At 58.8% G+C, this 26,663-nt stretch carries 26 protein-coding genes, 1 other RNA gene and 1 riboswitch; of the genes, 14 read left to right on the top strand and 13 right to left on the bottom strand.

The features are described 5' to 3' along the window. Positions 1–76: 76 nt before the first annotated feature. Entirely contained in the window at positions 77–2,005 is a 1,929-nt protein-coding gene (locus AC2FLZ_RS10735; protein ID WP_496882174.1) for an elongation factor G, read from the top strand. A gap of 24 nt (positions 2,006–2,029) precedes the next feature. On the opposite strand, the gene AC2FLZ_RS10730 is transcribed toward AC2FLZ_RS10735, so the two are convergent. From AC2FLZ_RS10730 to AC2FLZ_RS10710, 5 genes are all read right to left on the bottom strand, one after another. Continuing rightward, entirely contained in the window at positions 2,030–3,607 is a 1,578-nt protein-coding gene (locus tag AC2FLZ_RS10730) for an ABC transporter ATP-binding protein (RefSeq protein WP_480474085.1), read from the bottom strand. Continuing rightward, positions 3,604–4,710 carry an ABC transporter permease gene (locus tag AC2FLZ_RS10725; RefSeq protein ID WP_496822609.1) on the bottom strand — a complete coding sequence of 369 codons (1,107 nt, stop codon included), beginning with the start codon at positions 4,708–4,710 and terminating at the stop codon, positions 3,604–3,606. Before AC2FLZ_RS10725 ends, AC2FLZ_RS10730 begins: the two co-directional genes overlap by 4 nt. Next, positions 4,711–5,805 carry a microcin C ABC transporter permease YejB gene (locus AC2FLZ_RS10720; protein ID WP_480495962.1) on the bottom strand — a complete coding sequence of 365 codons (1,095 nt, stop codon included), beginning with the start codon at positions 5,803–5,805 and terminating at the stop codon, positions 4,711–4,713. Position 5,806: 1 nt separating this feature from the next. Continuing rightward, positions 5,807–7,711, bottom strand: a complete 1,905-nt coding sequence (locus AC2FLZ_RS10715) for an extracellular solute-binding protein (protein WP_480555825.1) — start codon at positions 7,709–7,711, stop codon at positions 5,807–5,809. 170 nt (positions 7,712–7,881) lie between these two features. Further along, a complete protein-coding gene (locus tag AC2FLZ_RS10710; protein WP_480555832.1) occupies positions 7,882–8,394 on the bottom strand; it encodes a c-type cytochrome in 513 nt (170 codons plus the stop codon). Between the two features lie 120 nt (positions 8,395–8,514). On the opposite strand from AC2FLZ_RS10710, the gene AC2FLZ_RS10705 reads away from it, so the two are divergent. Next, positions 8,515–9,348 (top strand): prephenate dehydratase, encoded by an 834-nt coding sequence (locus AC2FLZ_RS10705; RefSeq protein ID WP_480495966.1) that lies wholly within the window; start codon positions 8,515–8,517, stop codon positions 9,346–9,348. A 118-nt stretch (positions 9,349–9,466) separates the two neighbouring features. On the opposite strand, the gene AC2FLZ_RS10700 is transcribed toward AC2FLZ_RS10705, so the two are convergent. The 3 genes from AC2FLZ_RS10700 to nudC are packed head-to-tail and all read right to left on the bottom strand — an operon-like array spanning position 9,467 to position 11,462. After that, positions 9,467–9,982, bottom strand: coding sequence for a GNAT family N-acetyltransferase (locus tag AC2FLZ_RS10700; RefSeq protein WP_480624219.1), 516 nt, complete (start codon positions 9,980–9,982; stop codon positions 9,467–9,469). Continuing rightward, on the bottom strand, positions 9,972–10,439 hold the full coding sequence (locus tag AC2FLZ_RS10695; protein ID WP_480474091.1) for an SRPBCC family protein: 468 nt from the start codon (positions 10,437–10,439) through the stop codon (positions 9,972–9,974). The genes AC2FLZ_RS10700 and AC2FLZ_RS10695 overlap by 11 nt, the downstream gene beginning before the upstream one ends. 39 nt (positions 10,440–10,478) lie before the next feature. After that, positions 10,479–11,462, bottom strand: a complete 984-nt coding sequence (nudC, locus tag AC2FLZ_RS10690; protein ID WP_480555823.1) for an NAD(+) diphosphatase — start codon at positions 11,460–11,462, stop codon at positions 10,479–10,481. A gap of 183 nt (positions 11,463–11,645) precedes the next feature. On the opposite strand from nudC, the gene AC2FLZ_RS10685 reads away from it, so the two are divergent. From AC2FLZ_RS10685 to rsgA, 3 genes are all read left to right on the top strand, one after another. After that, on the top strand, positions 11,646–13,514 hold the full coding sequence (locus tag AC2FLZ_RS10685) for a bifunctional 2',3'-cyclic-nucleotide 2'-phosphodiesterase/3'-nucleotidase (RefSeq protein WP_496882173.1): 1,869 nt from the start codon (positions 11,646–11,648) through the stop codon (positions 13,512–13,514). A gap of 39 nt (positions 13,515–13,553) precedes the next feature. Beyond that, positions 13,554–13,652, top strand: an RNA gene (gene ffs / locus AC2FLZ_RS10680) — signal recognition particle sRNA small type. Positions 13,653–13,810: 158 nt separating this feature from the next. Beyond that, positions 13,811–14,839, top strand: coding sequence for a ribosome small subunit-dependent GTPase A (gene rsgA / locus AC2FLZ_RS10675; protein ID WP_480520944.1), 1,029 nt, complete (start codon positions 13,811–13,813; stop codon positions 14,837–14,839). 36 nt (positions 14,840–14,875) lie between these two features. On the opposite strand, the gene AC2FLZ_RS10670 is transcribed toward rsgA, so the two are convergent. Beyond that, positions 14,876–15,733: an alpha/beta hydrolase family protein gene (locus AC2FLZ_RS10670; protein ID WP_496811999.1), complete on the bottom strand. Its 858-nt coding sequence runs from the start codon at positions 15,731–15,733 to the stop codon at positions 14,876–14,878. A 133-nt stretch (positions 15,734–15,866) separates the two neighbouring features. Further along, positions 15,867–16,085, top strand: a riboswitch (cobalamin riboswitch). Between the two features lie 91 nt (positions 16,086–16,176). Here AC2FLZ_RS10670 and AC2FLZ_RS10665 point away from each other — a divergent pair. After that, entirely contained in the window at positions 16,177–16,584 is a 408-nt protein-coding gene (locus tag AC2FLZ_RS10665) for a hypothetical protein (RefSeq protein ID WP_480520948.1), read from the top strand. Here AC2FLZ_RS10665 and AC2FLZ_RS10660 read toward each other — a convergent pair. Beyond that, positions 16,576–17,088, bottom strand: a complete 513-nt coding sequence (locus tag AC2FLZ_RS10660) for a protein-tyrosine phosphatase family protein (protein WP_480488864.1) — start codon at positions 17,086–17,088, stop codon at positions 16,576–16,578. The two genes, AC2FLZ_RS10665 and AC2FLZ_RS10660, sit on opposite strands and share 9 nt — an antisense overlap. 172 nt (positions 17,089–17,260) lie before the next feature. Here AC2FLZ_RS10660 and AC2FLZ_RS10655 point away from each other — a divergent pair, with 172 nt between their 5' ends. The 5 genes from AC2FLZ_RS10655 (at position 17,261) to AC2FLZ_RS10635 (ending at position 21,493) form a co-directional block, all read left to right on the top strand. After that, entirely contained in the window at positions 17,261–19,024 is a 1,764-nt protein-coding gene (locus tag AC2FLZ_RS10655; RefSeq protein WP_496882172.1) for a DNA polymerase III subunit gamma/tau, read from the top strand. Between the two features lie 189 nt (positions 19,025–19,213). Beyond that, complete coding sequence (locus tag AC2FLZ_RS10650) at positions 19,214–19,567, top strand: YbaB/EbfC family nucleoid-associated protein (RefSeq protein ID WP_209507712.1); 354 nt, start codon at positions 19,214–19,216, stop codon at positions 19,565–19,567. Positions 19,568–19,628: 61 nt separating this feature from the next. After that, complete coding sequence (gene recR, locus AC2FLZ_RS10645) at positions 19,629–20,222, top strand: recombination mediator RecR (protein WP_480555818.1); 594 nt, start codon at positions 19,629–19,631, stop codon at positions 20,220–20,222. An 81-nt stretch (positions 20,223–20,303) separates the two neighbouring features. Then, complete coding sequence (locus tag AC2FLZ_RS10640; protein WP_480555817.1) at positions 20,304–20,867, top strand: histidine phosphatase family protein; 564 nt, start codon at positions 20,304–20,306, stop codon at positions 20,865–20,867. 137 nt (positions 20,868–21,004) lie between these two features. Further along, complete coding sequence (locus AC2FLZ_RS10635) at positions 21,005–21,493, top strand: hypothetical protein (RefSeq protein ID WP_480555816.1); 489 nt, start codon at positions 21,005–21,007, stop codon at positions 21,491–21,493. Here AC2FLZ_RS10635 and AC2FLZ_RS10630 read toward each other — a convergent pair. Continuing rightward, on the bottom strand, positions 21,490–22,119 hold the full coding sequence (locus AC2FLZ_RS10630; protein ID WP_480555815.1) for a ribonuclease T2 family protein: 630 nt from the start codon (positions 22,117–22,119) through the stop codon (positions 21,490–21,492). The two genes, AC2FLZ_RS10635 and AC2FLZ_RS10630, sit on opposite strands and share 4 nt — an antisense overlap. Positions 22,120–22,249: 130 nt before the next feature. Here AC2FLZ_RS10630 and AC2FLZ_RS10625 point away from each other — a divergent pair, with 130 nt between their 5' ends. Together AC2FLZ_RS10625 and AC2FLZ_RS10620 are read left to right on the top strand one after the other, a co-directional pair. Then, the gene (locus AC2FLZ_RS10625; RefSeq protein WP_480520957.1) at positions 22,250–23,011 is read left to right on the top strand and encodes a DUF1013 domain-containing protein; all 762 of its coding nucleotides are present in this window, start codon (positions 22,250–22,252) and stop codon (positions 23,009–23,011) included. A 51-nt stretch (positions 23,012–23,062) separates the two neighbouring features. Continuing rightward, a complete protein-coding gene (locus AC2FLZ_RS10620) occupies positions 23,063–23,452 on the top strand; it encodes a hypothetical protein (RefSeq protein WP_480474103.1) in 390 nt (129 codons plus the stop codon). Positions 23,453–23,507: 55 nt separating this feature from the next. Here the strand turns inward: AC2FLZ_RS10620 and AC2FLZ_RS10615 are convergent, their stop codons facing one another. Then, on the bottom strand, positions 23,508–24,539 hold the full coding sequence (locus AC2FLZ_RS10615) for a permease (RefSeq protein ID WP_496882171.1): 1,032 nt from the start codon (positions 24,537–24,539) through the stop codon (positions 23,508–23,510). Beyond that, positions 24,532–24,840: an ArsR/SmtB family transcription factor gene (locus AC2FLZ_RS10610; protein ID WP_480624228.1), complete on the bottom strand. Its 309-nt coding sequence runs from the start codon at positions 24,838–24,840 to the stop codon at positions 24,532–24,534. The genes AC2FLZ_RS10615 and AC2FLZ_RS10610 overlap by 8 nt, the downstream gene beginning before the upstream one ends. 133 nt (positions 24,841–24,973) lie before the next feature. Here AC2FLZ_RS10610 and pdxR point away from each other — a divergent pair, with 133 nt between their 5' ends. Beyond that, complete coding sequence (gene pdxR / locus AC2FLZ_RS10605) at positions 24,974–26,434, top strand: MocR-like pyridoxine biosynthesis transcription factor PdxR (protein ID WP_496882170.1); 1,461 nt, start codon at positions 24,974–24,976, stop codon at positions 26,432–26,434. The last annotated feature ends 229 nt before the right edge of the window (positions 26,435–26,663 follow it).

The raw sequence follows: 26,663 nt of genomic DNA, 5'->3' as shown, positions 1-26,663 counted from the left end.
AGTCCTAGCTGACGCGACTGCGTCGGACGGCCCTTTTCGTGCAGCCATTCTGCAACCTGAAAGAGGGACAACACTCATGCGCGTATTCACCGTCCTCGGGCCCAGCCAGTCGGGCAAATCTACCCTGGTCGAGGCCATCAGCCGCCTCGACGGGCGCCCGACCACATTCGATGTTTCCGGAACCGTGCACTTGCACGGTTTTTCTTACCTGGACGAGCCCTGGTGCGCGATCGACGTGGATGGGGGTGGCGATTCCCTCGCGTATGTCGGCCCAGCCATGGCGATCTCGGATGCTGCCGTTATCGTGGTACCGCCCGATCCAAATGCCGCCGTGCTGTGTGCGCCGTATCTTCGGCTGGTGGAAGAGGCAGGCATTCCCTGTTTTCTTTTCATCAACCGCATGGACAACCCCAATGGCCGCATCCGCGACATCATCGCGGCGCTGCAAACCTACTGCACGCACCACATCGCCCTGCGTCAGGTTCCGATCCGCGAGGGCGACACGATCATCGGCGCGGTCGATCTGATCTCGGAACGGGCGTGGAAGTATCAGGAGGGCCAGCCGTCGGCCCTGATAGAGCTGCCCAAATCTGTCGAGGATCGCGAGCAGGAAGCCCGGACCGAGTTGCTTGAGACACTTTCCGATTTCGATGACCACCTGCTGGAACAGTTGATTGAAGACAAACAGCCCCCAAGCGATGAGGTTTATGAGCTGGCCGCGCAGGTTTTGCAGAATCATCAGTTGATCCCAGCCTGTCTGGGCGCCGCAAGCCACGGCAACGGGCTGACGCGCCTGATGAAAGCGCTGCGTCATGAGGCCCCCGAGTTTGATATCGCCGCCGGACGAGACGAGGCCGCCGAAAACGCCCGTGCCATCGCGGGCTTTGCGGATGTCAAAAAGCATATCGGAAAGATCATCGTTCTGCGCGGCCTTGGGGACGGGGTAAAAGCCCATGAGGCGTTGGGCGGTGAAACGGTCGGCAACCTGACAACACTGGACGCCAAGACCCAGATCGCCGCGCTGGAGGCCGGGCAGATCGGACTGGCGGTCAAATCCGATCACCTCAACCCCGGATACATTTATGACAGTTCCTCCGCGACAGAGTTGCCGGAATGGGCGTCTTCTCATCCGGTTGCGCATCGTCAAGTCGTCTCGCCCGCGCATGAGCGGGACGATGTGCGCCTGTCAAACGCCCTGAGCCGTCTGGCCGAAATCGATCCGGGCCTGCATCTGCAACAGGATGAGATGAGCGGCCATTCGATTCTGGGCTCGCAAGGTCCGCAACATATGCGCCGCGTGACCGCCAAGCTGGCAGAGGATTTCGGGATCGAGATCGAGGCGGAACAGGTGGAAACCGCCTATCGCGAAACCATCCGCGCAACGGTTGAGCATCGCCATCGCCATCGCAAGCAATCCGGCGGCGCGGGGCAATTCGCGGATGTGGTAATATCGGTCGCGCCATTGCCGCGCGGATCGGGGTTCCAGTTCGATGAGGTGGTCAAGGGCGGCGCCGTTCCCAAGAACTACATCCCGTCTGTGGAACACGGAGCCAAGGACGCATTGGAACAAGGCCCCGAAGGCTTTCCCGTAGTTGATGTCAAAGTGACCCTGAGCGATGGCAAACACCACAATGTGGACAGTTCGGATTATGCCTTCCGGACCGCAGGCAAGAACGCCGTGCGCGAGGCATTGCCGCAAGCCAAACCTGTGGTCCTGCAACCGATCCTGAGCGCCGAGATACACTTACCCTCGGCCTTTGTGGGCGATCTCGTACCAACGATCAGCACCCTTCAGGGGCAGGTTCTGGGATTTGAGGGCAACCCGAATGCAACGGGCTGGGAGATATTCAACGCCCAGTTGCCCGCCGTTGCCGAGGACGAGCTGCACCGCACCCTTGCCAGTGCCACACGTGGAACTGGGTGGGTCAAGCTGAGCTTTGATCACTATGAAGAACTGCGCGGGCCTGTGCCCCAGTTATCGGCGCGAGAAAAAGCCAGCGCCTGACTCGCGACACCGGGCGGGCTGTTCTCAGCCCGCCGCTGCGATCAATTCGCGGGTATAGTCGGTCTGGGCGTTTTCGAACAAATCCTCTGCCGCGCCCATTTCGACCACATCGCCGTTTCGCATGACGATCACGTTGTGCGACATGGCACGGACCACTTTCAGGTCATGGCTGATGAACAGATAGGCCAGCCCGTATTTCTGTTGCAGATTGCGAAGCAGATCGACGATCTGAACCTGAACGGTCATATCCAGCGCACTGGTCGGCTCGTCCAGAACCAGCAGTTTGGGACGCAGAACCATCGCGCGCGCAATGGCGATGCGCTGACGCTGACCGCCAGAAAACTCGTGCGGGTATCGATCCATCGTCGCCGGATCAAGCCCCACTTCGGTCATCACCTCGGCCACAAGTTCGCGTGGCGCGCGGTCCGGGTCGACTTTGTGAATGGCCAGACCTTCCGCAATGATCTGCTGGCAGGTCATCCGCGGGCTGAGGCTGCCAAACGGGTCCTGAAACACGATCTGCATGTCCTTGCGCAACCGGCGCAGTTCCCGCGTGGACCATTTGCGCACGTCCTGATCGCGAAAGGTGATGCCACCCTCGGACGCGATCAGCCGCATCATGGCCAGCGCCAGCGTGGTCTTGCCTGACCCGCTTTCGCCAACAATCCCCAACGTCTCACCCGCGCGCACGCTAAGGGTCGCGTCGTTCACCGCTTTCACATATCCAACCGTTCGCTTCAGAAACCCGCGCTGGATCGGAAACCAGACCTTAAGGTGGTCGGTGCGTGCGACCTCTTCCGCATCTGAGGCAACGGGTTCAGGCCGACCCGACGGCTCCGCCGCCAGAAGTTTGCGGGTATAGGGGTGCTGCGGGTTTTCGAATATCTCGGCCGTCACGCCGGTTTCGACAATCTCGCCGTCTTTCATCACACAGACCCGGTCGGCGATGCGGCGCACGATGCCCAGATCATGGGTGATAAACAGCATCCCCATGTTTTCCGATTTCTGCAATTCAGCCAGCAGTTCGAGGATCTGCGCCTGAATGGTCACATCCAGAGCCGTTGTCGGCTCATCCGCGATCAGGATGTCCGGTTTGTTGGCAAGGGCCATTGCGATCATCACCCGTTGCCGCTGACCGCCCGACAACTGATGCGGATAGCTGTCCAGCCGGTCTTGAGGATCGCGGATACCGACCTTGGTCAGCAACTCGACAATCCTGTCCCGCGCCACATCGCCCGCCACACCCTGATGCAGGGCCAGCGATTCAGCCATCTGTTTCTGGATCGTGTGCAACGGGTTCAGCGAGGTCATCGGCTCCTGAAAGATAAAGCTGATGTCGTTGCCCCGCACATCCATCAGACGCTGTTCCGAGGCGCCAATCATCTCTTGCCCGTCATAGGTGACCGAGCCGTCGACCAACGCGCTGTCGCCCAGCAGGGAAACGGTCGATAACGCCGTCACGGATTTTCCTGATCCGGATTCGCCCACCAGCGCGACGGTTTCACCCCGGTCCACAGTGAAGGACACGCCTTTGACCGCCGCGTTGACCTGCCCATCCTGACGGAACGAGACCTTGAGGTTTTTCACATCCAGCAAGCTCATGAGAAGGTCTTTCTGGGATCAAACGCATCGCGAACGCCTTCGAAGATGAAGACCAGCAGCGACAGCATAATGGCAAAGGTGAAGAAGGCGGTGAAGGCCAGCCACGGGGCCTGAAGGTTCTGCTTGGCCTGCAAGGTCAGCTCTCCCAGCGAGGGGGCCGAGGACGGCAGACCAAAGCCCAGATAATCCAGCGAAGCCAGCCCGCCGATGGTTCCGGTGACGATGAACGGCATGAAGGTCAGCGTGGCCACCATCGCATTGGGCAGCATATGACGGAACATGATCGTCATGTTGCCAACACCCAGCGCCCGCGCGGCGCGCACATATTCAAGGTTCCGCGCCCGCAGGAACTCGGCGCGCACCACGCCAACCAGCCCGGTCCAACTGAACAGGATCATCAGCGCGACCAGCAACCAGAAACTTCGCCCCAGCACCGCAAACATGATGATGATGACGTAAAGCGACGGGGTTGCGGACCAGATTTCGATGATCCGCTGAAAGATCAGGTCCAGCCACCCACCAAAGAACCCTTGTATGGCCCCGGCGAAAATCCCGATCAGGCTTGCCGCGCCCGTCACAAGCAGCGTGAACAGGATCGACAAACGAAAGCCGTAAATCACGCGGGCCAGCACGTCGCGCTTGGTATCATCGGTACCCAGCAGATTCTGGCCGTTGGGCGGCAGGGGCGCCGCGCCGGGGCGGTCCACCGAGGTATTGAAGGAATAGGGGATCAACGGCCAGAGCGACCAGCCGCGTTCAAAACCCTCAGCCTGGAACGTTCCGGCGTTGATCTGTTCGATGATGCCTTCGGGATCATCGAAACAGTCTTCCAATCCACCGCTGTCGATCAGGCACTGAACTTCGGGGTCTCGATAGATCGCTTCGGTCTGGAAATCGCCGCCAAATTCGGTTTCGGCGTAGAAGTTGAAGATCGGCGTAAAGTACTCTCCCCGATATTTCACAAGGATGGGTTTGTCGTTGGCGATAAACTCGGCAAAGAGCGACAGGCCAAACAGGATCGAGAAGATGATCAGCGACCAGAAGGCCCGTCTGTTGCGGCGGAAGTTGCTCCAGCGGCGCTGGTTCAGCGGGGACAAAGCCATTTACCCCTCCCGCTTTTCGAAATCGATGCGCGGGTCGACCAGCACATACATCAGGTCGCTGATGATGCCGACGACCAGCCCCATCAGACCGAAGATGAACAGCGTGCCGAAGATCACCGGATAATCGCGCGCAACGGCAGCCTCGAACCCTAATCGGCCCAGACCATCCAGCGAAAAGATCGTCTCGATAATGATCGACCCCCCGAAGAACACACCGATGAACACGGCCGGGAACCCTGCGATCACGATCAGCATCGCGTTTCGGAAGACATGATTATAGAGCACCTTGCGCTCGCTCAACCCTTTGGCGCGGGCAGTCATGACGTACTGTTTCTTGATCTCGTCCAGAAACGAGTTCTTGGTCAGCAAGGTCAGCGTCGCAAAGGCCGAGATCGTCAACGCAATCGTCGGCAGCGCTATGTGCCAGAAATAATCCGTGATCTTGCCAAAGAAACTCAGGCTGTCCCAATTGTCCGACGTCAGACCGCGCAGCGGGAAGATTTGCCAATATGATCCGCCAGCGAAGAGCACCAGCAGCAGGATCGCAAACAAAAAGCCCGGAATGGCATAGGCCACAATAATCGCCCCGCTTGTCCAGGTATCGAATTGCGATCCATCCTTGACCGCCTTTCGAATACCCAGCGGGATCGAGACCAGATAGGCAATCAGGGTCGACCACAGCCCCAGCGAGATCGAGACCGGCATCTTTTCAAGCACCAGATCGATCACGCTGATCGAGCGGAAATAACTCTCGCCAAAATCAAACGTCAGATAGTTGCCCATCATATTCAGGAACCGTTCCAGCGGGGGCTTGTCGAAGCCGAATTCTTTTTCCAGCTCGGCAATAAACTCGGGCGGAAGGCCGCGTGCGCCGACATATTTGTCGTCGAAGACACCGCCCGCCGGTTCGGAACCCGCTCCGGCGTCGCCCCCCCCGGCAAACCCGGCGAATACGTCACCTTGACCTTCGATTTGCGCGATGATCTGTTCGACCGGCCCACCAGGTACGAACTGGACCAGCGTGAAGTTGACGATCATGATACCCAGAAGAGTCGGAATGATCAGCAATAAGCGTCTTAGAATATAGGCGCCCATGTTATCGCAGCGCGCCTTTCGCTTTCAACGCAGCCTGTTTTTCCGGATTGATCCACCACAAATCCAGATAACCCAGCGAATAGGGCGGCAGGTTTTCCGGGTATTCGTACATATCGTAATATGCTGTCCAGTATTCTGCGATGTACCCCACGGGGATTACGAAAAACTCGTACCTCAAGGCGCGATCCAAAGCCATTAACGCCGTGTCCTGATCGGCCTGATTGTCAGTTTCAAAGGACGCCTCGATGATCGCGTCGACCAAGGGGCTGGCCAGACCTGCCGGATTGAACAGGCTAAAAGCCGCTTCTTCCGATCCGTACATCTGGCTCAGACCGCCCCCGGTAGACAAAAACGACCCGTAGCGCGTGGAATAGACCATGTCATAATCCCGCTCGCGGCTGCGCAACGTGTATTGCGCCGGGTCAACTTTCTCGGTCGAGGCATCCACACCGATGGATTGTAGGTTTTGGACATAGGTTTCGATCATCGTTGCGGTCGAGGTCGGCAGGTTTGAAGGATATGGAATATTCACCTTCAAAGTCTGCCCTTCGGTATTGCGGCGAATATTGCCTTCGCCGACGGACCAGCCTGCCTCGTCCAATAACCTGGCAGCTTTGCGCAGGTTTTGTCGGTCATTCAGGCGTGCAGGGTTTGATTCGTGCGCCACTACAGCGGGTTCCGTCAGGACATCTTCGGGAACGACGCCGCCCAACGCCTGCAGGAACGCCAGCTCAGCCCCTTCGGGCAGGCCTTGCGCCTCGATCGGGGTTCCTTGCGTGAAAGAATTCCGCGGCGTGTTCAGGCCGAACAACAATGACTCGTTCGTCCATTCGAAATTGAAGGCCAAGGCCAGGGCCTTGCGGACATTCTTGTCGGCGAATTGCGGTTTCCCAAGGTTGAAGACAAAGCCCGAAGGTGTCGGCGGGCTGCCATCTGCGATCTCATCCCGAATAACGGTGCCTTCATCCAGCTTCGGGAAATCATACCCGGTCGCCCAAAGCTTGGGATCACTTTCAATCCGAAATGTATATTCACCCGCCTTGAAACCTTCGAACGCTGCCGTCTGATCGGCGAAATACTCGACCCGAATTGTATCGAAGTTGTTGCGTCCGACATTGAAAGGCAGGTCCTTGCCCCAATAATCGTCCCGGCGTTTGTAAACGATGCGGCGATTGATGTCGTAGCTGTCGAGCTTGTAGGGGCCAGAGCCCACCGCCACTTCCAGCCGTGGTTCATCCAGGCGCCGTGTCTCATCTGCCTCAAACCATGCTTTTGAGAAAACAGGAGTTGAGCCGACGGTTTCGATCAGGCTGCGGCGAGTGACTTCGGGATTGAATGTAAATTTTACGGTATGGTCATCCAACGCCTCGGCTCCTGTCACCATACGGCCAACGGCCTGCGCGTAAGATGGCAGGCCCTGTTCGATGAACAAACGGTGGCTGTAGACAACATCTTCCGCCGTGACAGGCGTGCCATCCCAAAAAGTTGCTTCGGGGCGCAAATGGAAAATGACGTAATTGCGCCCTTCGTCATATTCCAGACTTTCCGCAACTACGCCGTAATACTGCCCGACACTGTCTTCGGCACTTTCAAACAGACGGTCATATTGCAATGTGGTCAGCGCACCGGCACGCCCCTTTCGCGAATAGGGGTTGAGGGAATCGAACGTTCCCGAAGCTGCCAGCGAAAGCTCGCCGCCTTTGGGGGCGTCGGGATTCACATAATTCAGATGCGCATAGTCCGCCGGGTAATCCAGATTTCCGAAATACGAATACCCGTGGCTGCGGGTGACCCCCTCATCCAGCGCCTGGGCTGTATGCGGAGCAATCAGCGCGGCACAGAGCCCCAAAATGCCAACCCATGGCCTTACCTCGAGATCACGTGCAGCAGGCATCAGGGATTTCATGTGGCTCATCCTCTCGGTCATTGTCACCGTCAATGTCGTAACCGCTAGCTAAAGTGCCAGCACGTGCAGATTCAAGTTTAGAATGCGTGAGCACTTTGTGAAGGTTTCTTCAGACAAAAAAGCCGCTGCGTTGCGGCAGCGGCTTTGAATGGTTCTGATCGCTCAGGCAATCAGTTGCCGATTGTCTGCAGATAGGCAATCACGTCGGCGCGATCCTGCGGCTTTTTCAGGCCGGCAAAGCTCATCGAAGTGCCCGAGATATAATTGCCCGGCTTGGTCAGGAAGGCATCCAGCGCTTCGGGTGTCCAGTTGCCGCCATGCGCCTGCATACTGGCCGAGTACCCGGTGAAACCGTTGGCCGAGGCGACCGGGCGATTAACCACACCGTACAGGTAGGGGCCGGTGCCGTTTGCGCCGTCTTCCAGCTTGTGGCACGCGGTGCATTTGCGGAACACTTTTGCGCCGCTCTCGACGTCTGCGGCGGCCAGCAGGTCTTCGAAGACCACTTCTTCACCGTCGGCGCTTTCGCCCGAGCTTTCGGTTTCGATAATGTAGGCGGCCTCAGCCGAGCCATGGCCACCGGAAGAATAGAGGACATCTGCCCCCCACTTGGCCAGAAGCAGCACCAGGAATGTGCCGAACAGGCCTGCGGCGGCCTTGGTTACTGTCATCGTGTCGAACATTGATCGCGAGTCCATTTCAGCTGTCTGGGCAGCTGTCTAAGGCTTCCCCTTGCGAGAGGCAAGGTATAGACACCGCGACGAAACGACCAAATCGCGAACTTGTTGCATGGAATCGACCAAATGACCAATCGCATTGCCTTTCAGGGGGAACCCGGCGCCTACAGTCACGAGGCTTGCCGCAACGCTCGGCCAGATATGGAAGCCCTGCCCTGCCGCACTTTCGAGGATGTGATCGAATCGGTCCGCTCGGGTGCTGCGGATCTGGCAATGCTTCCGGTCGAGAACACGACCTATGGACGGGTGGCCGATATTCACCGGCTGTTACCTCACAGCGGGCTGCATATCATCGATGAGGCCTTTGTCCGTGTGCACATCAACCTTCTTGCCGTACCGGGTGCAAAACTGGAAGACATCACCGAGGCGCATTCGCATCTGGTACTGCTGCCGCAATGCGCGGGCTTTCTGAAGGAACACGGCATTCGCGGCCGCGTCAGCCCCGATAACGCCCGCGCCGCCCGCGAAGTGGCTGAGGAAGGCAATCCGCATTCAGCCGCGCTGGCCAGCGAGCTGGCCGCTGAGATCTATAACCTGAACGTTCTGGCCCGCCATATCGAGGATAATGACGACAACACGACCCGCTTTCTTGTCATGTCGCGCGAAACGGATTTGTCCCGCCGGGGCGATCATGGGATGATCACCAGCTTTGTGTTTCAGGTCCGCAACATCCCCGCCGCGCTTTACAAAGCGATGGGCGGGTTTGCCACCAATGGGATCAACATGACCAAGCTGGAAAGCTATATGGTCGACGGCTCCTTCACCGCGACGCAGTTTTACGCGGATATTGTCGGGCATCCCGAAGACCGCAACGTGCAGCTGGCCATGGACGAGCTTGAGCATTTCACGACCAATGTCGAGGTTCTGGGCGTCTATCCGGCAGCACATCCGCGCGGATAATCACGGTTCGCCATGGCATTCCTTTGAGCTTGTTTCGTTGTTGCCCATTTTTTCGAAGCTGTTTGCAATGCCGGTGGCCCCCCATGTCTCGTGCCGCTGCGCCTGGAATCGTCGCTCTCTAGCGGTTAATCCGGTAGACCTTTGACACAGACCCATCTTGTGTGCGGTACGTCCGGAAACCCATGGCTTCGTAATAGGCCAGACCTTCAGTATTGCCTGCGCCAATTGTTGCATCGATAGCAGGGAGACCGCGCGCAAGGGCCGCGTCCAGAGTGTGCGCGAAAAGTGCGCGCCCGATCCCAAGCAGGGCGGCTGATGGTCGGATATGGGTTCCAATCACGCCCCACCCCACTGACACGCCGTAGGGGTTGTTTTCGACCGCATCTTTCAGGGATTGGAACCCGAGCACGTGACCATTCGGGTCCGTGGCGATTGTACATCGTAATTGATCTGGATGGCGAATATAGTGCCTTAGGGCAAAATCGACATCGTGGGCTTTGCGCCGTTTGCCAGCCAGGACCAGATCGTGAAGGACGCCAGCGACCCCTTCGGCATCGGTTTCGGATGCGGGTTTGAAACTCAGGTGGTCCGATCCCTTCACACCTGCTGCGCGATCTTGTGTCTTACCCCCCATGCAGGTGCCTCTGCTCCAACTCGCGTGCGAATTCACTGAGACGCACCTGGAACTGTTTGCGAAACCTCGACTGTCCCAGCTTCATGGATTGCAACAGCAACCGTGCCGGCAGGGACTTGGCGGCCAGGGACATCTCGATGCTCAGGCGTGTCCGGCGCGGGGACAGGGCCAGAAAATCCACGGTCGTGAACCCGGTAATGCCCTTGCTGGCAGCGTCAAATCGCATTTGCGAAGGCCTGTCGAAATCTGTCATAACCACTGACATCTGACGCGGCTTTCCGCGCAGTTTGAACTCCGTATTCCACTCGGTTCCGGCAGTCACCGCTGCGCCACCGCCCAAACGGCGCACATCGATGCCGCGGCGCATTGCCATACGCTCGAACCGTTCGAAATCCGACACCATGTCGAATACCGATTGGATGGGGGCTTCGATATCTTCGCGCGCTGAAAACTGCATACTGACCTTTGCTGTCGTAATTACTGAGCCAATGTTTCCTCAGTCCAGAGTATCTGCAAGCCAGTTCTGAAGCAGAAAATGAGCGACTGCCCCCTTGCGCGCTGGCAATAGCCTAGGATGATCGCCTGCAAAGGCCTGCATCATTTCGGATTTGCTGACCCACATCGCCTCTTCTATTTCGACCGGATCGATCACGATGTCGCGTGACAACGCCTCACCTGCACACCCAAACATCAATGAGGCCGGAAACGGCCAGGGCTGGCTGGACAGGTACGAAACCGCACCCACCGGCACGCCCGCCTCTTCCATCACTTCGCGGCGCACTGCTGCCTCAAGCGTTTCGCCGGGCTCAACAAATCCCGCCAGCAAGGAGAACATCCCGTCAGGCCAGCCCGGAGACCGGCCCATCAGCACGCTGTCACCATGCGTGATCAACATGATCACAACCGGATCGGTGCGCGGAAAGTGCTGCCCGCCACAGGACGGGCAACTGCGCTGCCATCCCCCTTGCGACACCTCGCTGGCGGCACCGCATCGTGCGCAATAGCGATGTGTTTCATGCCAGCCGATTATTGCCTTTGACGTTGCCGCCAGTTCCGCATCGCGCGCCGACAGCCGTGTCATGATCCGGCGCAGTTCGGCAAACACGTGGCCTTGCGGTAAATCAGGGTGTTGTTGTTCGGACTTGTCCACGAAGGCACCCAGACTGGTCAGATCCAGCCCCTCGGCTGTCCATGCGGAAATATCAACGGCAAACACGGGGGCGCTGTCAGCGCTCAGACCCAAAAACACCGGGGATTCAATGACGCCGCCGGGACCATTGCTAATCAGCGGGTGCGTCATCGGGATCATCGCAAGCTGGTCCAGCCCCTCACCCTGTACCAGCAGTTTTCCGCGCCATAGCAAGACACACTTCGCGGCCGGGTTGTGCATCGCCTCGGCCAGCTTGTTCGCATCTCCGCGATACTGCGCCGCCCGATCGAGGCCCGACCCCCCGAAGGTTACCTGCTCTGCGTTTTTCATTGGATTTCCTTTTGGTCTTGCGCACAGGGCTGCCACGTCTCGGCCTGTGTTGCAATGGCTATTCAGGGACAGAAAATCCACCACCCTGCCGCTGAAAAGCCGCATGGTGGCCTCGGAAAAATCATCTAGAGTGAATTTTGATGGATTTAATCAATACCCACATTCAATAGCAGAATACTCAAAGTGAAGATCCCCTCCTCGACGCAGGTACAGCCCATTGGTGACAGTGGGAAAATTCGCATTCTGGCCACAACCGACCTGCATATGAACCTGACCGGTTTTGACTATTACACCGACACGCCAGACCAGACGATTGGATTGACGCGCACCGCCAGCCTGATCCGCGCTGCCCGACAAGAGGCCGAACGCGCGCTGGTGCTGATGTTGGACAACGGGGATTCGTTGCAGGGAACCCCAATGGGCGATTGGGCCGCCAAAAGTGGCACTGCCCATCCGATGATGACGGCGTTCGAAGCCCTGGATTATGACGCGATCGGGCTGGGCAACCATGATTTCGGGTTCGGGCTGGCGACATTGGGCAACATCCTGACGCAAGCCCCCTGCCCAGTTATTTGCAGCAACCTGTATCGCACGCATGGACCTCAGCCCTGGCAGCGGCACATGGTTCTGGACCGCACCGTGTCTTTGAACGGAGAAGACATTCCCGTTCGCATCGGCATCTTCTCGGTTCTTCCGCCGCAAACGACCTGTTGGGAGGCGCATAATCTGGATGACGATATCGTCGTCGAGGATATCCTGCTTGCGGCTAAATCCCTGACGCAGACATTGCGCGACGAGGGGTGTGATATCATCGTGGTGCTTGCTCATTCCGGCCTTGGGGGCAGCGAGCCGGTAGCCGGGATGGAAAACGCCGTGATCCCTCTGGCCGCGATCAAAGGCATCGATGCCATTGTGGCCGGGCACACCCACCTGACACTTCCAGGAGAGAGCCACGCCAATACCCCGATGGTCGATCACCTGACGGGGCTGGTACATGGAACGCCCATTGTCATGCCGGGATCAGCGGGCTCTTACCTGGGGGTTATCGATTTGGCCGTGACCGCCGGGCTGGACGGCAAAGTGCGAATCCGGGATAGCCGCGTCGAACTGCGCCCGGTTATCAGCAACGGCACAGCCGTCGGGGAAGACCGTGAAATTGCGGGCTTGTGTGAGGTGGCGCATCGTATGACCCGTCAATCCGTTGCGGCACCGGTGGCACATATCCCGGATACATTGCACAGCTATTTCAGTTGCTGTGCGCCGGATCGCGGGCTGAACCTTGTAGCTGCGGCGCAAGCCGCCGCACTGCGCCCGCTTTTGCAGGGAACAGACCTGGCGGATCTGCCGATTCTGTCGGTTGTTTCGCCTGCCAAATCCGGCGGGCGCTCAGGCCCCCGCCATTATACCGAGGTACCCGCCGGAGAAATATGTTTGCGCCATGTCGCGGATCTGCATGTGTTTCCCAACGAGCTGCGCGCAATCCGGATCAGCGGCGCGCATCTGCTGGACTGGTTGGAGATGTCGGCCAGCGTATTCAACCAGTTAAAGCCCGGTTCCGAGCCCGAACTGATCAACCCTGAACGGGCCGGGTACAATTTCGACATCGTGTTTGGACTGTCTTATCAGATCGACCCCACTCAGCCGCCTCGATACGATGCGCAGGGGAAAATGATCCATCCAGACCACAGGCGGATCAGCGATCTGACATATGCAGGCCGCCCCGTACGACCGGAGCAGATGTTCGTTATGGCGCTGAACAATTACCGCGCCAGCGGAGGCGGGCATTTCCCGCATGCGACAACGTCTGAGTTCATCAGCCTGCCACCGCTGAGCATCAAGGACCTTGTGCGGGATTACCTGGCGCAGCACCTTCCGCCCGATCCGATCGTCACGCAGCCCTACCCGTTCTCGCTGATGCCGCAGCGGGGCGTGACAACAATTCTTCGAACAGGTCCGGGCGCCCCGAAATATTTGGATGAGTTGCGCAGGTTCGATCCCGTGTTGCTGGGCTCGGATGGCAGGGGATTTGAACGCATCCGCCTGACGCTCTGACGGGTTGTCTTTTCCCGTTGCCTTCCCTATATCCGGACTCGAGAGGTTGGCGCGGGCGAGCGCCTCGCCAACCTGGTCAGGTCCGGAAGGAAGCAGCCACAACGAGCCCCGCTTGGGTCGATGTCCAACCTCTCACTTCGTGAACCACAGCCACAGGAGGGCTTTATGATTGTAGTGAAAACCCTTCGGGCAGACTGGTTCTGATTCACCGGAATCACCGGACTGCCTGAACACACGACCTGCGGATGCGCGCTTGCCATCCGTTGGCATTGCTGTTTCTGAAAACAGGCAGATAAATGTCTTATACGCTTTCGGACCTGGGATGGTCCTCTTACTTTGCCGCGCAGCATGCGGTTTTTCCTTCTGACACGCCCTTTCGTATCGCATCGGTACATCGGGACCGTCTGATCGGGCTGAGCCCGGATGGTGATATCCCTTTGCTGACACCGGATAATCCGACCGGTTCATATGCCGTTGGGGATTGGGTCCTTGCCGACGCCGAAAACCGCGTGCGTCACATTCTGGACCGGCGCAGCCTGCTGCAACGCAGGGCTGCCGGTACAGGTGCCGCAACACAACTGATAGCAGCCAATGTCGATGTGTTGTTCATCGTCAGCTCGTGCAACGCCGATTTCAACCTGCCCCGGCTGGAACGTTATCTGGCGCTGGCACATCAGGCCGGATGTTATCCTGTCGTTGTCCTGACGAAAGCTGACCAGTCGGATGACCCCGGCAGTTTCTCGGGACAAGTGCAATCTCTGGACCCTTTTTTGTCGGTACTGGCGATCAATGCGCTGGACCCGGCAGATATCGAAAAGGTTCTGGCATGGTGCCCCAAAGGCCAGACCGGCGCGCTGGTCGGGTCGTCGGGCGTGGGTAAAACGACGCTCAGCAACGCCATGACGGATCAAAACCTCGCCACCTCTGGAATTCGCGAAGACGACGCACGGGGCAGGCACACGACAACGGTGCGCGCGTTGCACCGGATGGGTAACGGTGGCTGGCTGATTGACACGCCGGGAATGCGCGCATTGCGTTTGTTGGACGCTCAGGACGGGATCGACAACGTGTTCTCGGACATCACAGAGCTTGGCCAAAGCTGCCGCTTTTCGGATTGTCAGCACGAGACCGAGCCCGGCTGTGCCGTGCAGAACGCAATAGGCAAGGGCGTTCTTGATCCGGCGCGGCTGGACCGTTGGCGCAAGCTGCGGCGCGAAGATCAGCGAAACTCGGAAACCGTTGCGCAATCGCGGGCGCGGGACAAGGCGTTCGGCAAGATGGTCCGCGGTGTCATGCAGGACAAGAAGCTTCGCAAACGGCCATAGCTGCAAGGTGTTATGGAAAACCTGCGTCGCGTCTGATCAGGCGATCAGGCGCGGCCAGACCGCTGCATTGCGCCGGGCAAATGCGCCTATGTGACCAATCTCCGGCAGCCCAAATTCGGCAGGCTTCAGAAGGTGGCGTCTGGCCCCGGGGCCATACAGATCGGCAAGGCGCCAAACCGCCTCGGGCGGAACCATCTGGTCGTCTTCGAACGTGAACAGATCCACAGCTGTTCCAGAACTGCCCCAATGCGCATCAGGCAAATTCTGCCCGATCTCGGGAACGTAGCTAAGAGGAGCTGTGCACCATTTGCGCCATTGCCAGTATACCGAGGCTGGCAGGTCCGAGCCAAACCCGATTGCTTTGCCAGGCAGATAGCCAAGCGCCCGCACCATCAGCGGTGCATGGCCATACCAAAACAGCCCCGCCAACCCCCGATAGGGCCATGGGTGATCTTTCAAAGTCACCAGCCCCGAACACACACAGATCATACGGTCGATCTGGTTGATATCCGGCTGCACCGGCCCCAGCATCGCACCGACCGAATGGCCAATGGTCCAGTGCTGCGCCTTAGGAAATCGCCTGCGCAATTCGGCCCGTGCCGCTGGCATGTCGATCAATGCCCAATCCGCCATTGTTGCAGTTGCGTCTTTCAGGCGACCGACCAAAGAAAGCCCGTAGTCCCGATAGTCATAGGTCAGGCAAGCTATCCCCCGCTCGGTAGCCAGCCATCGCGCGAAGTGTTGATAATAGTCACGCGGCACGCCTGTGGCACTGTTCAGCACGACAACGGTTTCCGGCTCACCCACTGGCCGATGCAACCGCGCCGACAAGGTCACGGACCCTGACGGAAAGCGGAAATCTTCGATCAACACCGTCTGTTCCGTATCCAACATGATTCCCGGCTTTCGCTGAAACAATCGGTTTGCCTGCCTTCGATGCTGACGACACTAGGCCGGAACGTAAACCGCATCCAGCATGACCAAACGTCCGGCCTAAAGATCGGCTTGACTCGGAACGCGATCAGACGCTAGCGGTTGTGTGATGGTTTCCGGCCCCCACAAGAGGTCGGGATGAAAAGGGAACACGGTGCGGTTTGTCTGGTCACGCAGGCATCAACCAAGTCCGCGACTGCCCCCGCAACTGTAAGCGTTAAGCAATGCCGAAATACCACTGGCCTATGGGCTGGGAAGGTCGGCAGAGCAATGACCCGCAAGTCAGGAGACCTGCCATCGGAACTGAAACCGAAACTCGGGCGGGGTGTCCGGGCAGGTCCTGACGGCGAAATGCTGTCCCACCTGCCCCAATATTCCAGCCCACCACGCGCGGAGGGCGCAGGATGATCTGGAAGACAAAGTCACACGAATACAGCGCAACAGTGTGCCAGCGGACGGGCAAAACCTGCCCGGCTTTGGCGCGACTGGCCCGCTCGATTTCCGAAGCCATGGCGCAGGCGGTTTCGGCCACCAGCGAGGATTTCGAATTTGAAGGCAGCAGCGCGCTATCACATTGCGCGGAAGGGTGCATGGCAACGATCCGAGCGCGATCCGACAGCGTTCGCGTTTTCTGCGGGGCGCACCCTGATACGGCAATTCGGGACCTTGATGCCTATGCCGATTTGATCTTCGGACCTACATTCAGCACGCTGCCCTCGGGCATTGTCGCGAACCCGCCTTGCGCCATGATCGAGGTTTCAACGATCCGGCCTCGGAAAACCGGCTACGCACCCCAGCAGCTGTCAGCTTGATCCCACTTCCACCTGTGCCGGGGTGATCCGGGACGCCCAGGCCAGCTGCGCATCGGTTTCGACAGCGCAGGGGCGCACGGCCCGCAGGCGGTCCAGTGCGTCGCTGGCGCGTTCACCGCATTCAACCATCAGTCGCAGAACAATCATCCCGGATCTGCCGCACCCCCCACGGCAATGCACAAGAACCCGGCCACCGCCCGACAGCGCATGTCGGGCCGTGGCGCTGACCTCTGGCCAGGCCTTCTGAACCGCCTGCGTCGGTGCTCCAAAATCTTCGATCGGCAGGTGAACCCACCGGCTGGCACGGCTTTGGATGTCGCTGCCAAAGTGCTGCGCGCCATCCTGAAGCATTTCAACATCCGTCGTCATTGAAATCACAAGGCCCGGTTTCCACGCCGCAATCATATCCAGATCGCCGACGTAATCCCCGCCACGCCCGGGCATTGAAGTAAGGGCAAGCGTTCCGCCTCCGACCTGCAGAGCAAAAATGACCAGCTGCGACATGAAGTGCGTCCTCCCCCAAGGTACTCTTTAAGAAATGAGCCATTAAATCCGCTGGACCAGTTTAGTTGGAAACCAGCCCGTTTCTGAAACAAAAAATCATCACGCCCCACAGTGGACGCGGACTGCCGCCGCCACTACGCTGTGCCGAAGCACCGAATCCGAGCGAGTAGACATGACAGACACGCCCAGCCCCGCCTATCAGGTTCTCGCCCGCAAATACCGCCCGGAAACCTTTGCCGACCTGGTGGGTCAGGATGCCATGGTGCGCACCCTGAAAAACGCTTTTGAAGCCGACCGGATTGCGCAGGCCTTTGTCATGACCGGCATTCGCGGAACGGGTAAAACCACCACGGCACGGATCATCGCCAAGGGCATGAACTGTATCGGACCGGATGGAACCGGAGGGCCGACAACAGAGCCTTGCGGTCAGTGCGAGCATTGCATCGCGATCATGGAAGGCCGCCATGTCGATGTGATGGAAATGGATGCCGCCAGCCGTACCGGCGTCAGCGATATCCGCGAGATCATCGACAGTGTCCGCTATCGCGCAGCCAGCGCGCGCTACAAGATCTACATCGTCGACGAGGTTCACATGCTCTCGACCAGCGCATTCAACGCGCTGCTCAAGACGCTCGAGGAACCGCCCGCACATGTGAAATTCATCTTCGCGACCACCGAGATTCGCAAAGTGCCGGTCACGGTTCTGTCGCGGTGTCAGCGCTTTGACCTGCGCCGGATCGAGCCCGAAGACATGATCGGCCTGCTGCGCAAGATCGCCGGGGCCGAGAGCGCGCAGATCGCCGACGATGCGCTGGCGCTGATCACCCGCGCTGCAGAAGGGTCGGCCCGGGACGCGACCTCACTGCTGGATCAGGCGATTTCACACGGGGCTGGCGAGACGACCGCCGATCAGGTCCGTGCGATGCTGGGTCTGGCGGATCGTGGTCGTGTTCTGGACCTGATGGACATGATCCTGCGCGGTGACGCGGCAGGGGCGCTCACTGAACTGAGCGGACAATATGCGGAAGGCGCGGACCCTCTGGCCGTGCTGCGCGATCTGGCCGAAATCACGCATTGGGTGTCCGTCGTAAAGATCACACCTGACGCGGCCCAGGACCCGACGGTTTCCCCCGACGAACGCACACGGGGCCAGCACATGGCCGAGGCCTTGCCGATGCGGGTTCTGACCCGGATGTGGCAAATGCTGCTGCAGGCGCTGGAGGAAGTCTCTGCCGCGCCCAACGCGATGATGGCCGCCGAAATGGCTGTTATCCGACTGACGCATGTCGCCGATTTGCCCAGCCCCGAAGAGCTGATCAAACGGCTGCAAGACGCCCCACCTTCGCCACCCGGCGGGCCGGGCGGGGGCATGTCAATGTCCCGGCAGGCCCCGGTGGCAACGCAATCCAACGCGACCCCGCCGCCTGCCTATGCATCGCCCCCGCGCGGCGCGGGTGGCGCACCGGTTGCCGCGCTGGCGCAGGATGCCCAGACGGCCCTGGCCCGCTATCCAACCTTCGGGCATGTGGTGGAACTGATCCGCACAAACCGCGATGTGAAACTGCTTGTCGAGGTGGAAAGCGGCATGCGCCTTGTGTCGTACCAGCCCGGCCGGATCGAATTCACCCCGACGCCTCAGGCACCGTCGGATCTGGCGTCGCGATTGGGCTCTGCCCTGCAACGCTGGACTGGCAATCGGTGGGCCGTCTCCATTGTCTCGGACGGGGATGCCGCGACCATCGCGGAAGTGCGGGACCGGGCCGAACTGGCCCTGAAAGCCGAGGCCGAAGAACACCCGCTGGTTCAGGCCGTGCTGACGCAGTTCCCCAAGGCGAGGATCATAAGGATCGAAACACCTGAACAGCGTGCCGCCAAGGTTGAGACTGAGGCCCTTCCCGAAGTCGAAGATGAATGGGACCCCTTCGAAGAGGATTAGCCCTAAGCTTGTGGGTCCAAGTTTCAAGAAACCGGCATACTCACGCCCCTCCACGATACAACTGAGGGTGGGAATGCAGGCGCATGACTGATCGGTCGGCGACGCTCTGATCAGGACAGGCGGGAGACCTCTTGTGCCGCCTGCCTGCGGTCCGTATTTAGAACCAAACAGAAACACAGGAGACGACTGATGCTGAAAGGACTCGGCGGGCTTGGCGGACTGGGCGACATGGCCAAGATGATGAAATCCGCACAAGACCTGCAAACCAAGATGACCGAAATGCAGGAAGAGCTGAACAACATGATGGTTGTCGGCGAATCCGGTGCGGGGCTGGTCAAGGCAACGGCCACAGCCAAGGGTGAACTCAAGGGGCTGGACATCGATCCGTCGATATTCAACGGCGACGACAAGGAAGTGGTCGAAGACCTGATCCTGGCCGCCATCAAGGACGCTCAGGCTAAAGCTGCCGAACGTTCACAGGAAGAAATGGGCAAGCTGACCGAAAGCATGGGCCTGCCGAAGGACATCAAGCTACCGTTCTGAGCTTCATCTTTTCCCAAATACTCCCGCCGGAGGCTCCCTCCGGTGCAAAGCAGGGCAGGCCATGGGCACGAACAGCGAAATCGACAATCTGATCGACCTGATGGCCAAACTGCCGGGGCTCGGCCCGCGCTCGGCCCGCCGTGCAGTGCTGCATCTGATCCGCAAACGCGCTCTGCTTCTGACGCCCCTGTCAGACGCCATGCAGCAAGTGGCCATCACCGCCCGCGAATGCCTGAATTGCGGCAACGTGGGCACCACGGATATCTGTGACATCTGCAATAGCGAGGCCCGAGCGACCGGCGAACTCTGCGTGGTCGAGGACGTCGCCGACCTCTGGGCGATGGAGCGGTCAGGGGTCTTCAAAGGCCGCTATCACGTGCTGGGTGGCACGCTGTCCGCACTGGACGGCATCGGCCCCGACGAACTGCGCATTCCCCGCCTCAGGGATCGGGTTCTGGCCGAAGGGATCACCGAAGTGATCCTTGCCCTGAACGCCACTGTCGACGGTCAGACCACCGCCCATTACATCGCGGACCAGCTGGAAGGTCAGGTGCGCCTGACCTCACTGGCGCAAGGCGTGCCCATCGGCGGAGAGTTGGATTATCTGGATGATGGGACGATTACGGCGGCGCTCAGGGCGCGTAAGGAAATTTAGGTCAGCATTTATAAATCAACGTCCCTAAAAAAGAGTCAGCAAGAACGGCGTCTCCAACGGTATTCAATTCAGGTACATATATTGCACAAATATCCAGATCTTATTGTACTGCGACATGGCGAAACGGAATGGAACACATTCGGGAAGTTCCAAGGGCGCATGAATTCCCCGTTGACGGAAATTGGCAAGTCTCAGGCCCGTAAGCAAAATGAGATACTCAGGCGAATACCGAATGCACCTTCGCGCGTTTTCGTCAGCCCGCAAGAGAGAGCAGTGCATACCGCCCGCTTAGCAACGACGCCTCATCATGAGTTGATATATGATGAACGGCTTATGGAAATCGCGTTTGGGCAATGGGAAGGCGCAACGCGTGATTTCATCCGAGAGCAAATCGATTGTTCCTATGAAAGCTATCATTGGTTCTTCCGCAGCCCGGGTGGGGAAAGCTTCGATGATATCTACGATAGAGTACACTCATTTCTGAAGGAACAAGATGAGCCTTCGATCATAGTAACCCACGGCGTCACGTCTTTGGTGCTAAGAGGGCTTTGGTTGGGTCTCGATCTGGACAATTTGCTACAGCTACCGCGAACTCAGGGTTGCGTGTTTCATCTTTCAAACGGAGTTGAAACCATAGTGACCTGAGCAAATGGTTTGGGTTCGGAACTCATGTTGCACTCATCATCGTTGCCAGAACAGTCACGGTGATAAAAAAGCGACTTTGGATGACCATCGAACTACTCTAAGGATGGGTAAATTCAGCGATTTATTTGGAGCCGCCCATGACCCGCCTTCTCGCCTTTACCTTCGCCGCCTTCACCGCAACCGCTGCCCTGTCGCAGGAACTGGTCGACAAGGGCTTTGTCGAAGGCTGGAACATCATGATGGACCCCGCGCTTGGAAACGGGTGTCTGATCCAGACGGTCTATCAGGACCTCTCGGTCGTGCGGCTGGGCTATGACGCATTGGATAATCGCGGGTACTTCGCCGTTTACAACAAGGCCTGGGGCAATATTGAACAGGGTAAAAGCTATCCCATCCGGTTCGAACTGGACGGCAAGAGCTTTGATGCAACCGCTATCGGGTTCAATGAACGCAAAGTGCCCGGTGCGACGGTTTTTTTCACCGACCGGAATTTCGTCACCGCGATTGCCCAGAACAAGACGATGACGGTTTACAATCCCGCAGGTGAGGTGGTGATGGCGATTGATCTGAAAGGCACCGCCAAGGCGCTGGACTATGCGCGGGACTGCCAGAACAAAAAACTTTAACGAATCGGATCGAACAGCGCGTCCTTGGCGGTGCAGTCGCGGATCACATCGCGGCCGCATGGCACCGGATCAAGATCGCGCGACAGGCACAGGCGGACCTCTTCGATATAGCCCTTTTTGCAGGTGACCGTGATCATATCGCGCTCAAGCCCCGGATTGGCCTTCAAAAACGCATCCTCAACCACCGAAGCCGGCAGTTTGACGGATGCGTCCAGCTTGCGGAAGAGCTGCGGGCGTTCGACCGCATCATAGGCACGCCGGGACAGGGCGAAATAGTCGGGCGCAGATAGCCCCGAACAGGTGCCGTGTTTCTTCCACTGATGCCATGCAAGGCCAGCACTACCCTGAATATCTTCCATTTCCCGCGTCATGCGGCGCGATGGCGGCGCCTCGGGTGAGCGGCAGAAGGATGGCCAGCCCTGATGAAATTGCGGCCAGAGCCCGTGCAGGATCCATCCGTGGTCGTGCCGGTCGTCACATTGGTCTGACCCGCGCGCGTCCCCTTCCCGGGCGCACCAATTGGGCGACCAGCTAAGCGACAAGACGTAATAGTCGAACTCACCCGCTTTTTCACCATCGGCCAGCGCTACCATCGCGCTGAAAACCCACAATACGACCCAGCGCATTCGCCTCTTCCCTTCTTGCTGCGTGGCGACTATATACGGGCCAAGTTCCCCGACAACGGAAACCTGCCCCAAAACCAAGGGGCCGCCGAATTCCGGCGACGGGAAAGATGTATGTATAGGAGACGGGCTGATGGCAAAACCGCTTATGGCCAAGGCAACCGCCGTATGGCTGGTGGACAACACCACGATCAGCTTCAAGCAGATCGCGGATTTCGTAGGGATGCACGAACTGGAAGTGCAGGGCATCGCCGATGGTGATGTGGCCGCAGGCGTAAAGGGCTTTGACCCAATCGCAAACAACCAGCTGACCCAGGATGAGATCGACGCCGCGCAGAACAACCACCTGCACAAGCTGAAGCTCAAGTTCAACCCGGCGGCATCCGGCGAAGAAAAGCGCCGTGGCCCGCGTTATACCCCGCTGTCCAAGCGTCAGGACCGTCCGAACTCGATCCTGTGGCTGGTCAAGTTCCACCCCGAACTCAGCGACGGCCAGATCGCCAAGCTGGTTGGCACCACCAAGCCGACCATCCAGTCGATCCGCGAGCGCACGCACTGGAACATCTCGAACATGCAGCCGATCGACCCGGTTGCGTTGGGCCTGTGCAAACAGTCCGAACTGGATGCGATCGTGCAGAAGGCCGCAGCCAAGAAAGCGGCCGAAGGCGGCGTGATGAGCGATGACGAGCGCCGCAAGCTGGTTTCGACCGAGCAGTCGCTGGAAATGGACGCCGCGCCGAAAATCCCGACTGCGATTGAAGGTCTGGAAACCTTCTCGCTGTCCGATGACCGGTCGGATGAAAAAGACGACGAGCCTATCATCGACGCCGACAGTTTCTTCAACCTGCCCAAAGGCGGGGCGGATGATGAAGACGAGGATGATCCTCGTTTGTAACAGACAATCAGCCCCGGTCGGAACGGCTGGGGCTTTTTTGACGGACTTGTCATGCTGAGCATTCTTTCCGCGATTTTCGGTCCGCACCGCGCCGTAACGATCTATGCCTTTCTCAGGACATGGGGGCTGGGTCTGGCGGGTGGTGTTGTCATGATCGCCATCGTCACCACCTTGTTTCTGCTGGGGGACGAAGGCGAACATGAGCACGAGGCTTTCCTGATCGTACCGGTTCTGTCCGCAACGCCGGTGAACGGGGACCTGAAGAACGGCGTCGTAGCCTCGGTTCGCCTGCCCGATGGATCGGCCACGTCGATCACGTCGACCGAATCGCAGATTTCAAAAACCGTAGGAACGACGGCCTGCGTGGAAAAACGCATCTACGTGAAAAGCGGTGAAGCCCGGTATCGGTTCAAACTGCCCCGTCTCTGCGAGTCCGGTTGATCAAGAATTCAGACCAAACAAAGCCGCCTATGATGACGCCGGGCGGCTTTTTCGTTCATACGACCTGAAAGATGATGCCTGCGATTATTGCGCCCCCCACGCCAAGGCTCAGGTAGGCGGCAAACACGCGTGGTTTGACCAATGACCAGACTGCGGCCATCGCCGGAATGGAACTGACGGCACCCGCAACCATGAACGACATCGCAGCCCCCGCGGTCATGCCCTGATCGATCAGACCTGCCAGCAGCGGCGGCGCGACATAGGAATTCAGATAGGCTGGCATCCCCACCAGTGCGGCAACGATGATCGGCAGCACGCCTTCTCCGCCAACGACGCCAGCGATGAGGTCCGCAGGCACATAGTTGACCAAAAGCGCCTCGAGCACATAGGCCAGTGCCAGCCACTTGAGCAGGAACAGCCCGTTGTGTGCGAATTCCGAACGGAACCGAACCCGGCGTTCAGGCTCTTGCCAGAACTTCCAGACCGGCGTGTCATCCGCTTTCGGACCACATCCGCAGCACCCTGCAGGCTTGTATTCGCGCAAGGGCTGTGCAAACGCCCCCTGCCGCATCAGCAACCGAACCGCGAACCCGCCGAAGAGGCCAAGCGCAACGGCGGCAACCGCCTTGCCGATCGCAAAGGGCCATCCCAGCGCGGCTGCCGTAATCAAAAGCGTCGGCGGGTCGATCAATGGCGAGCTGAGCCAGAACGCCATCACGGCCGACAGCGGCGCTCCGAGTGCAAGCAAGCCCGCAATAAAGGGAATGACTTCGCAAGAACAAAATGGTGCGAGGCCGCCGAACAGGGCGGCCAGAAAGATCATCCGGGTCTCGCGCCCTTCAAAAGCGCGCGCCACCATCACCTCGGCCCCTGTCGCCTTGAGATATGACAACAGAAGCACGGCAAACAGGATGTATTGTCCAGTATGCGCCAAAGCCCTGACTGCAAAACTCACAACCTCACGCAGGTTGCCGGGGTCGAGAACGGCCACCACCACAAGAATGACGACGATCAATGCCCAGGGCGTCTTGATTATCTCAAGCGCACCTTTAGCGGTCAGTCGGGGGGATTGCGTCAATTCAGCCATCGTTGGCCGCCTTTCCAAACGCGTCAGCGCAGCATTCGCTGAGAATGAACTGCGCCAGCGTCTTCAATTCGTCATAACAGGCCCGGTTGATCGTGGTGCGACCGATCTTTTCCTGCTCAACCACACCTCCGGCTGCAAGAAACCGCAGGTGGTGCGCCAAAGTCGACGGGGCAATCCCCGTCCGGTTCTGGATTTCGCCAACAGTCAGACCGGCCTCACCAGCCCGCACCAGTGTCTTGAGAACTTTCAGCCGGGCTTCCGAGCCCATGGCGGAAAATCCGGCAGCAGCGGTTTCCCACATGAGTCGCCTCCATTAAACTAGATTTCTAGTTTTTTAGTTTTATAAAAGATCCTGGTCAACCCACCTTGGGAAAATTTTCCATGGCACTGTAAGTCCAGATTGCCCCCGCCTTAAGTCCAACCTATAAGCAGGCATGGGGATATCGGTCGAAACATTCTTTCTTGAGCTCAACGGTCAGGGTACGTTGCAGGCCCAAATCCAGCAGATGATTGCAGAGGGCATTCTGTCCGGTCGCTTTCATGTCGGGGAAAAACTGCCATCCTCGCGAAAGCTGGCCGCACATCTGGGTGTCAGCCGCATCACGGTGACGCTGGCTTATACCGAGTTGCTGGCCAATGATTATCTGACGGCAAAGGGCCGGTCAGGATATTATGTCTCGCAAAACGCGCCGGTTCCGCCCAAATACTCGCCCGTGCAGCGCGGCACGGAATCTGTCGACTGGGACAGGGCACTGGCGCGCCGCTTTCTGGACAGCGACGTCCTGCCGAAACCCAGCAACTGGCGCGAATACCGCTATCCGTTCATCTACGGTCAGGCCGACCGGACCCTGTTTGATCACGCCAACTGGAGATTGTGTGCGGTTCGCGCATTGGGGCATAAGGACTTCGATTCGCTGACAGGGGATTACGTGGATCAGGATGATCCGTTGTTGATCGAGTTCATCGCGCGCCACACCCTGCCGCGCCGTGGTATCGTTGCCCGCCCCGAAGAGATCTTGATCACCCTGGGCGCGCAGAACGCGCTTTGGCTGGCCTCTCGCATTTTGCTGACCCACAATCGCACGGCCGTAATCGAAGATCCCTGCTACTACGCGCTGCGAAGCCTTTTGAACCACTGGGACTGCGCTGTGACGCCCCTGAGCGTCGATCGCGACGGCTTGCCACCGGAGGCGATCCCCGACGAAGCGGATGTCATCTTTACCACCCCCAGCCATCAAAGCCCGACAACCGCGACGATGCCGGTCGACCGCCGCAACAAGCTACTGGATCGGGCACGCGATCTGGATGCAATGGTTGTCGAGGACGACTACGAATTCGAGATGGCCTTTCGCAGCGCACCTTCGCCTGCACTCAAGTCCATGGATCGGGATGGGCGCGTGATTTACGTGGGCAGTTTTTCCAAGTCGCTGTTCCCGGGATTGCGACTTGGATATATGGTCGGATCCGAGCCGTTCATCCGCGAAGCACGTGCGCTTCGCTCGTTGGTTCTGCGCCACCCACCGGGTCATATTCAGCGCACGGCAGCGTATTTTCTGTCATTGGGCCATTACGACGCGCAGATCCGACGTATGTCGAAAGCCCTGCAAGAGCGGCGCGATGCGATGGACAAAGCCATCGAGGAAAGCGGGCTGACAGTGGCCGGGCGGGGTGTAATGGGCGGCTCTTCAATGTGGATGTCGGCCCCTGAGCACGTCAACACAACGCAGCTTGCGCTAAAGCTACAGAACCAGAGTGTTCATATCGAACCAGGTGCTCCGTTTTTCTCGGGGTCCGACAGGCCACAGAATTTCTACCGCCTCGGGTACTCTTCTATTTCGACCAACCGCATAGGCCCCGGCGTTGAACTTATCGCGGAAGCCATCCGGTCTGCCTGAGATCGCACTGGACATATTCCGCAGACGCGTCTGGCCCTAACGCAGGTCGCACCCTTACGCCAAAACCATATCAACCCCCGGGCCCCGGTGCCCGGTTTCCTCACTCTTGCTTGGAGAGCACCCCTATGAAGATGACGACGGAAGAGGCCTTTGTTAAGGTTTTGCAGATGCATGGAATTGAGCATGCGTTTGGGATCATTGGCTCGGCGATGATGCCGATTTCGGACCT

The sequence above is a fragment of the Ruegeria sp. YKSF131 genome (assembly GCF_059612645.1).
The sequence above is the reverse complement of the archived record's forward strand: the minus strand, read 5'-3'. Positions and strand labels throughout refer to the sequence as shown.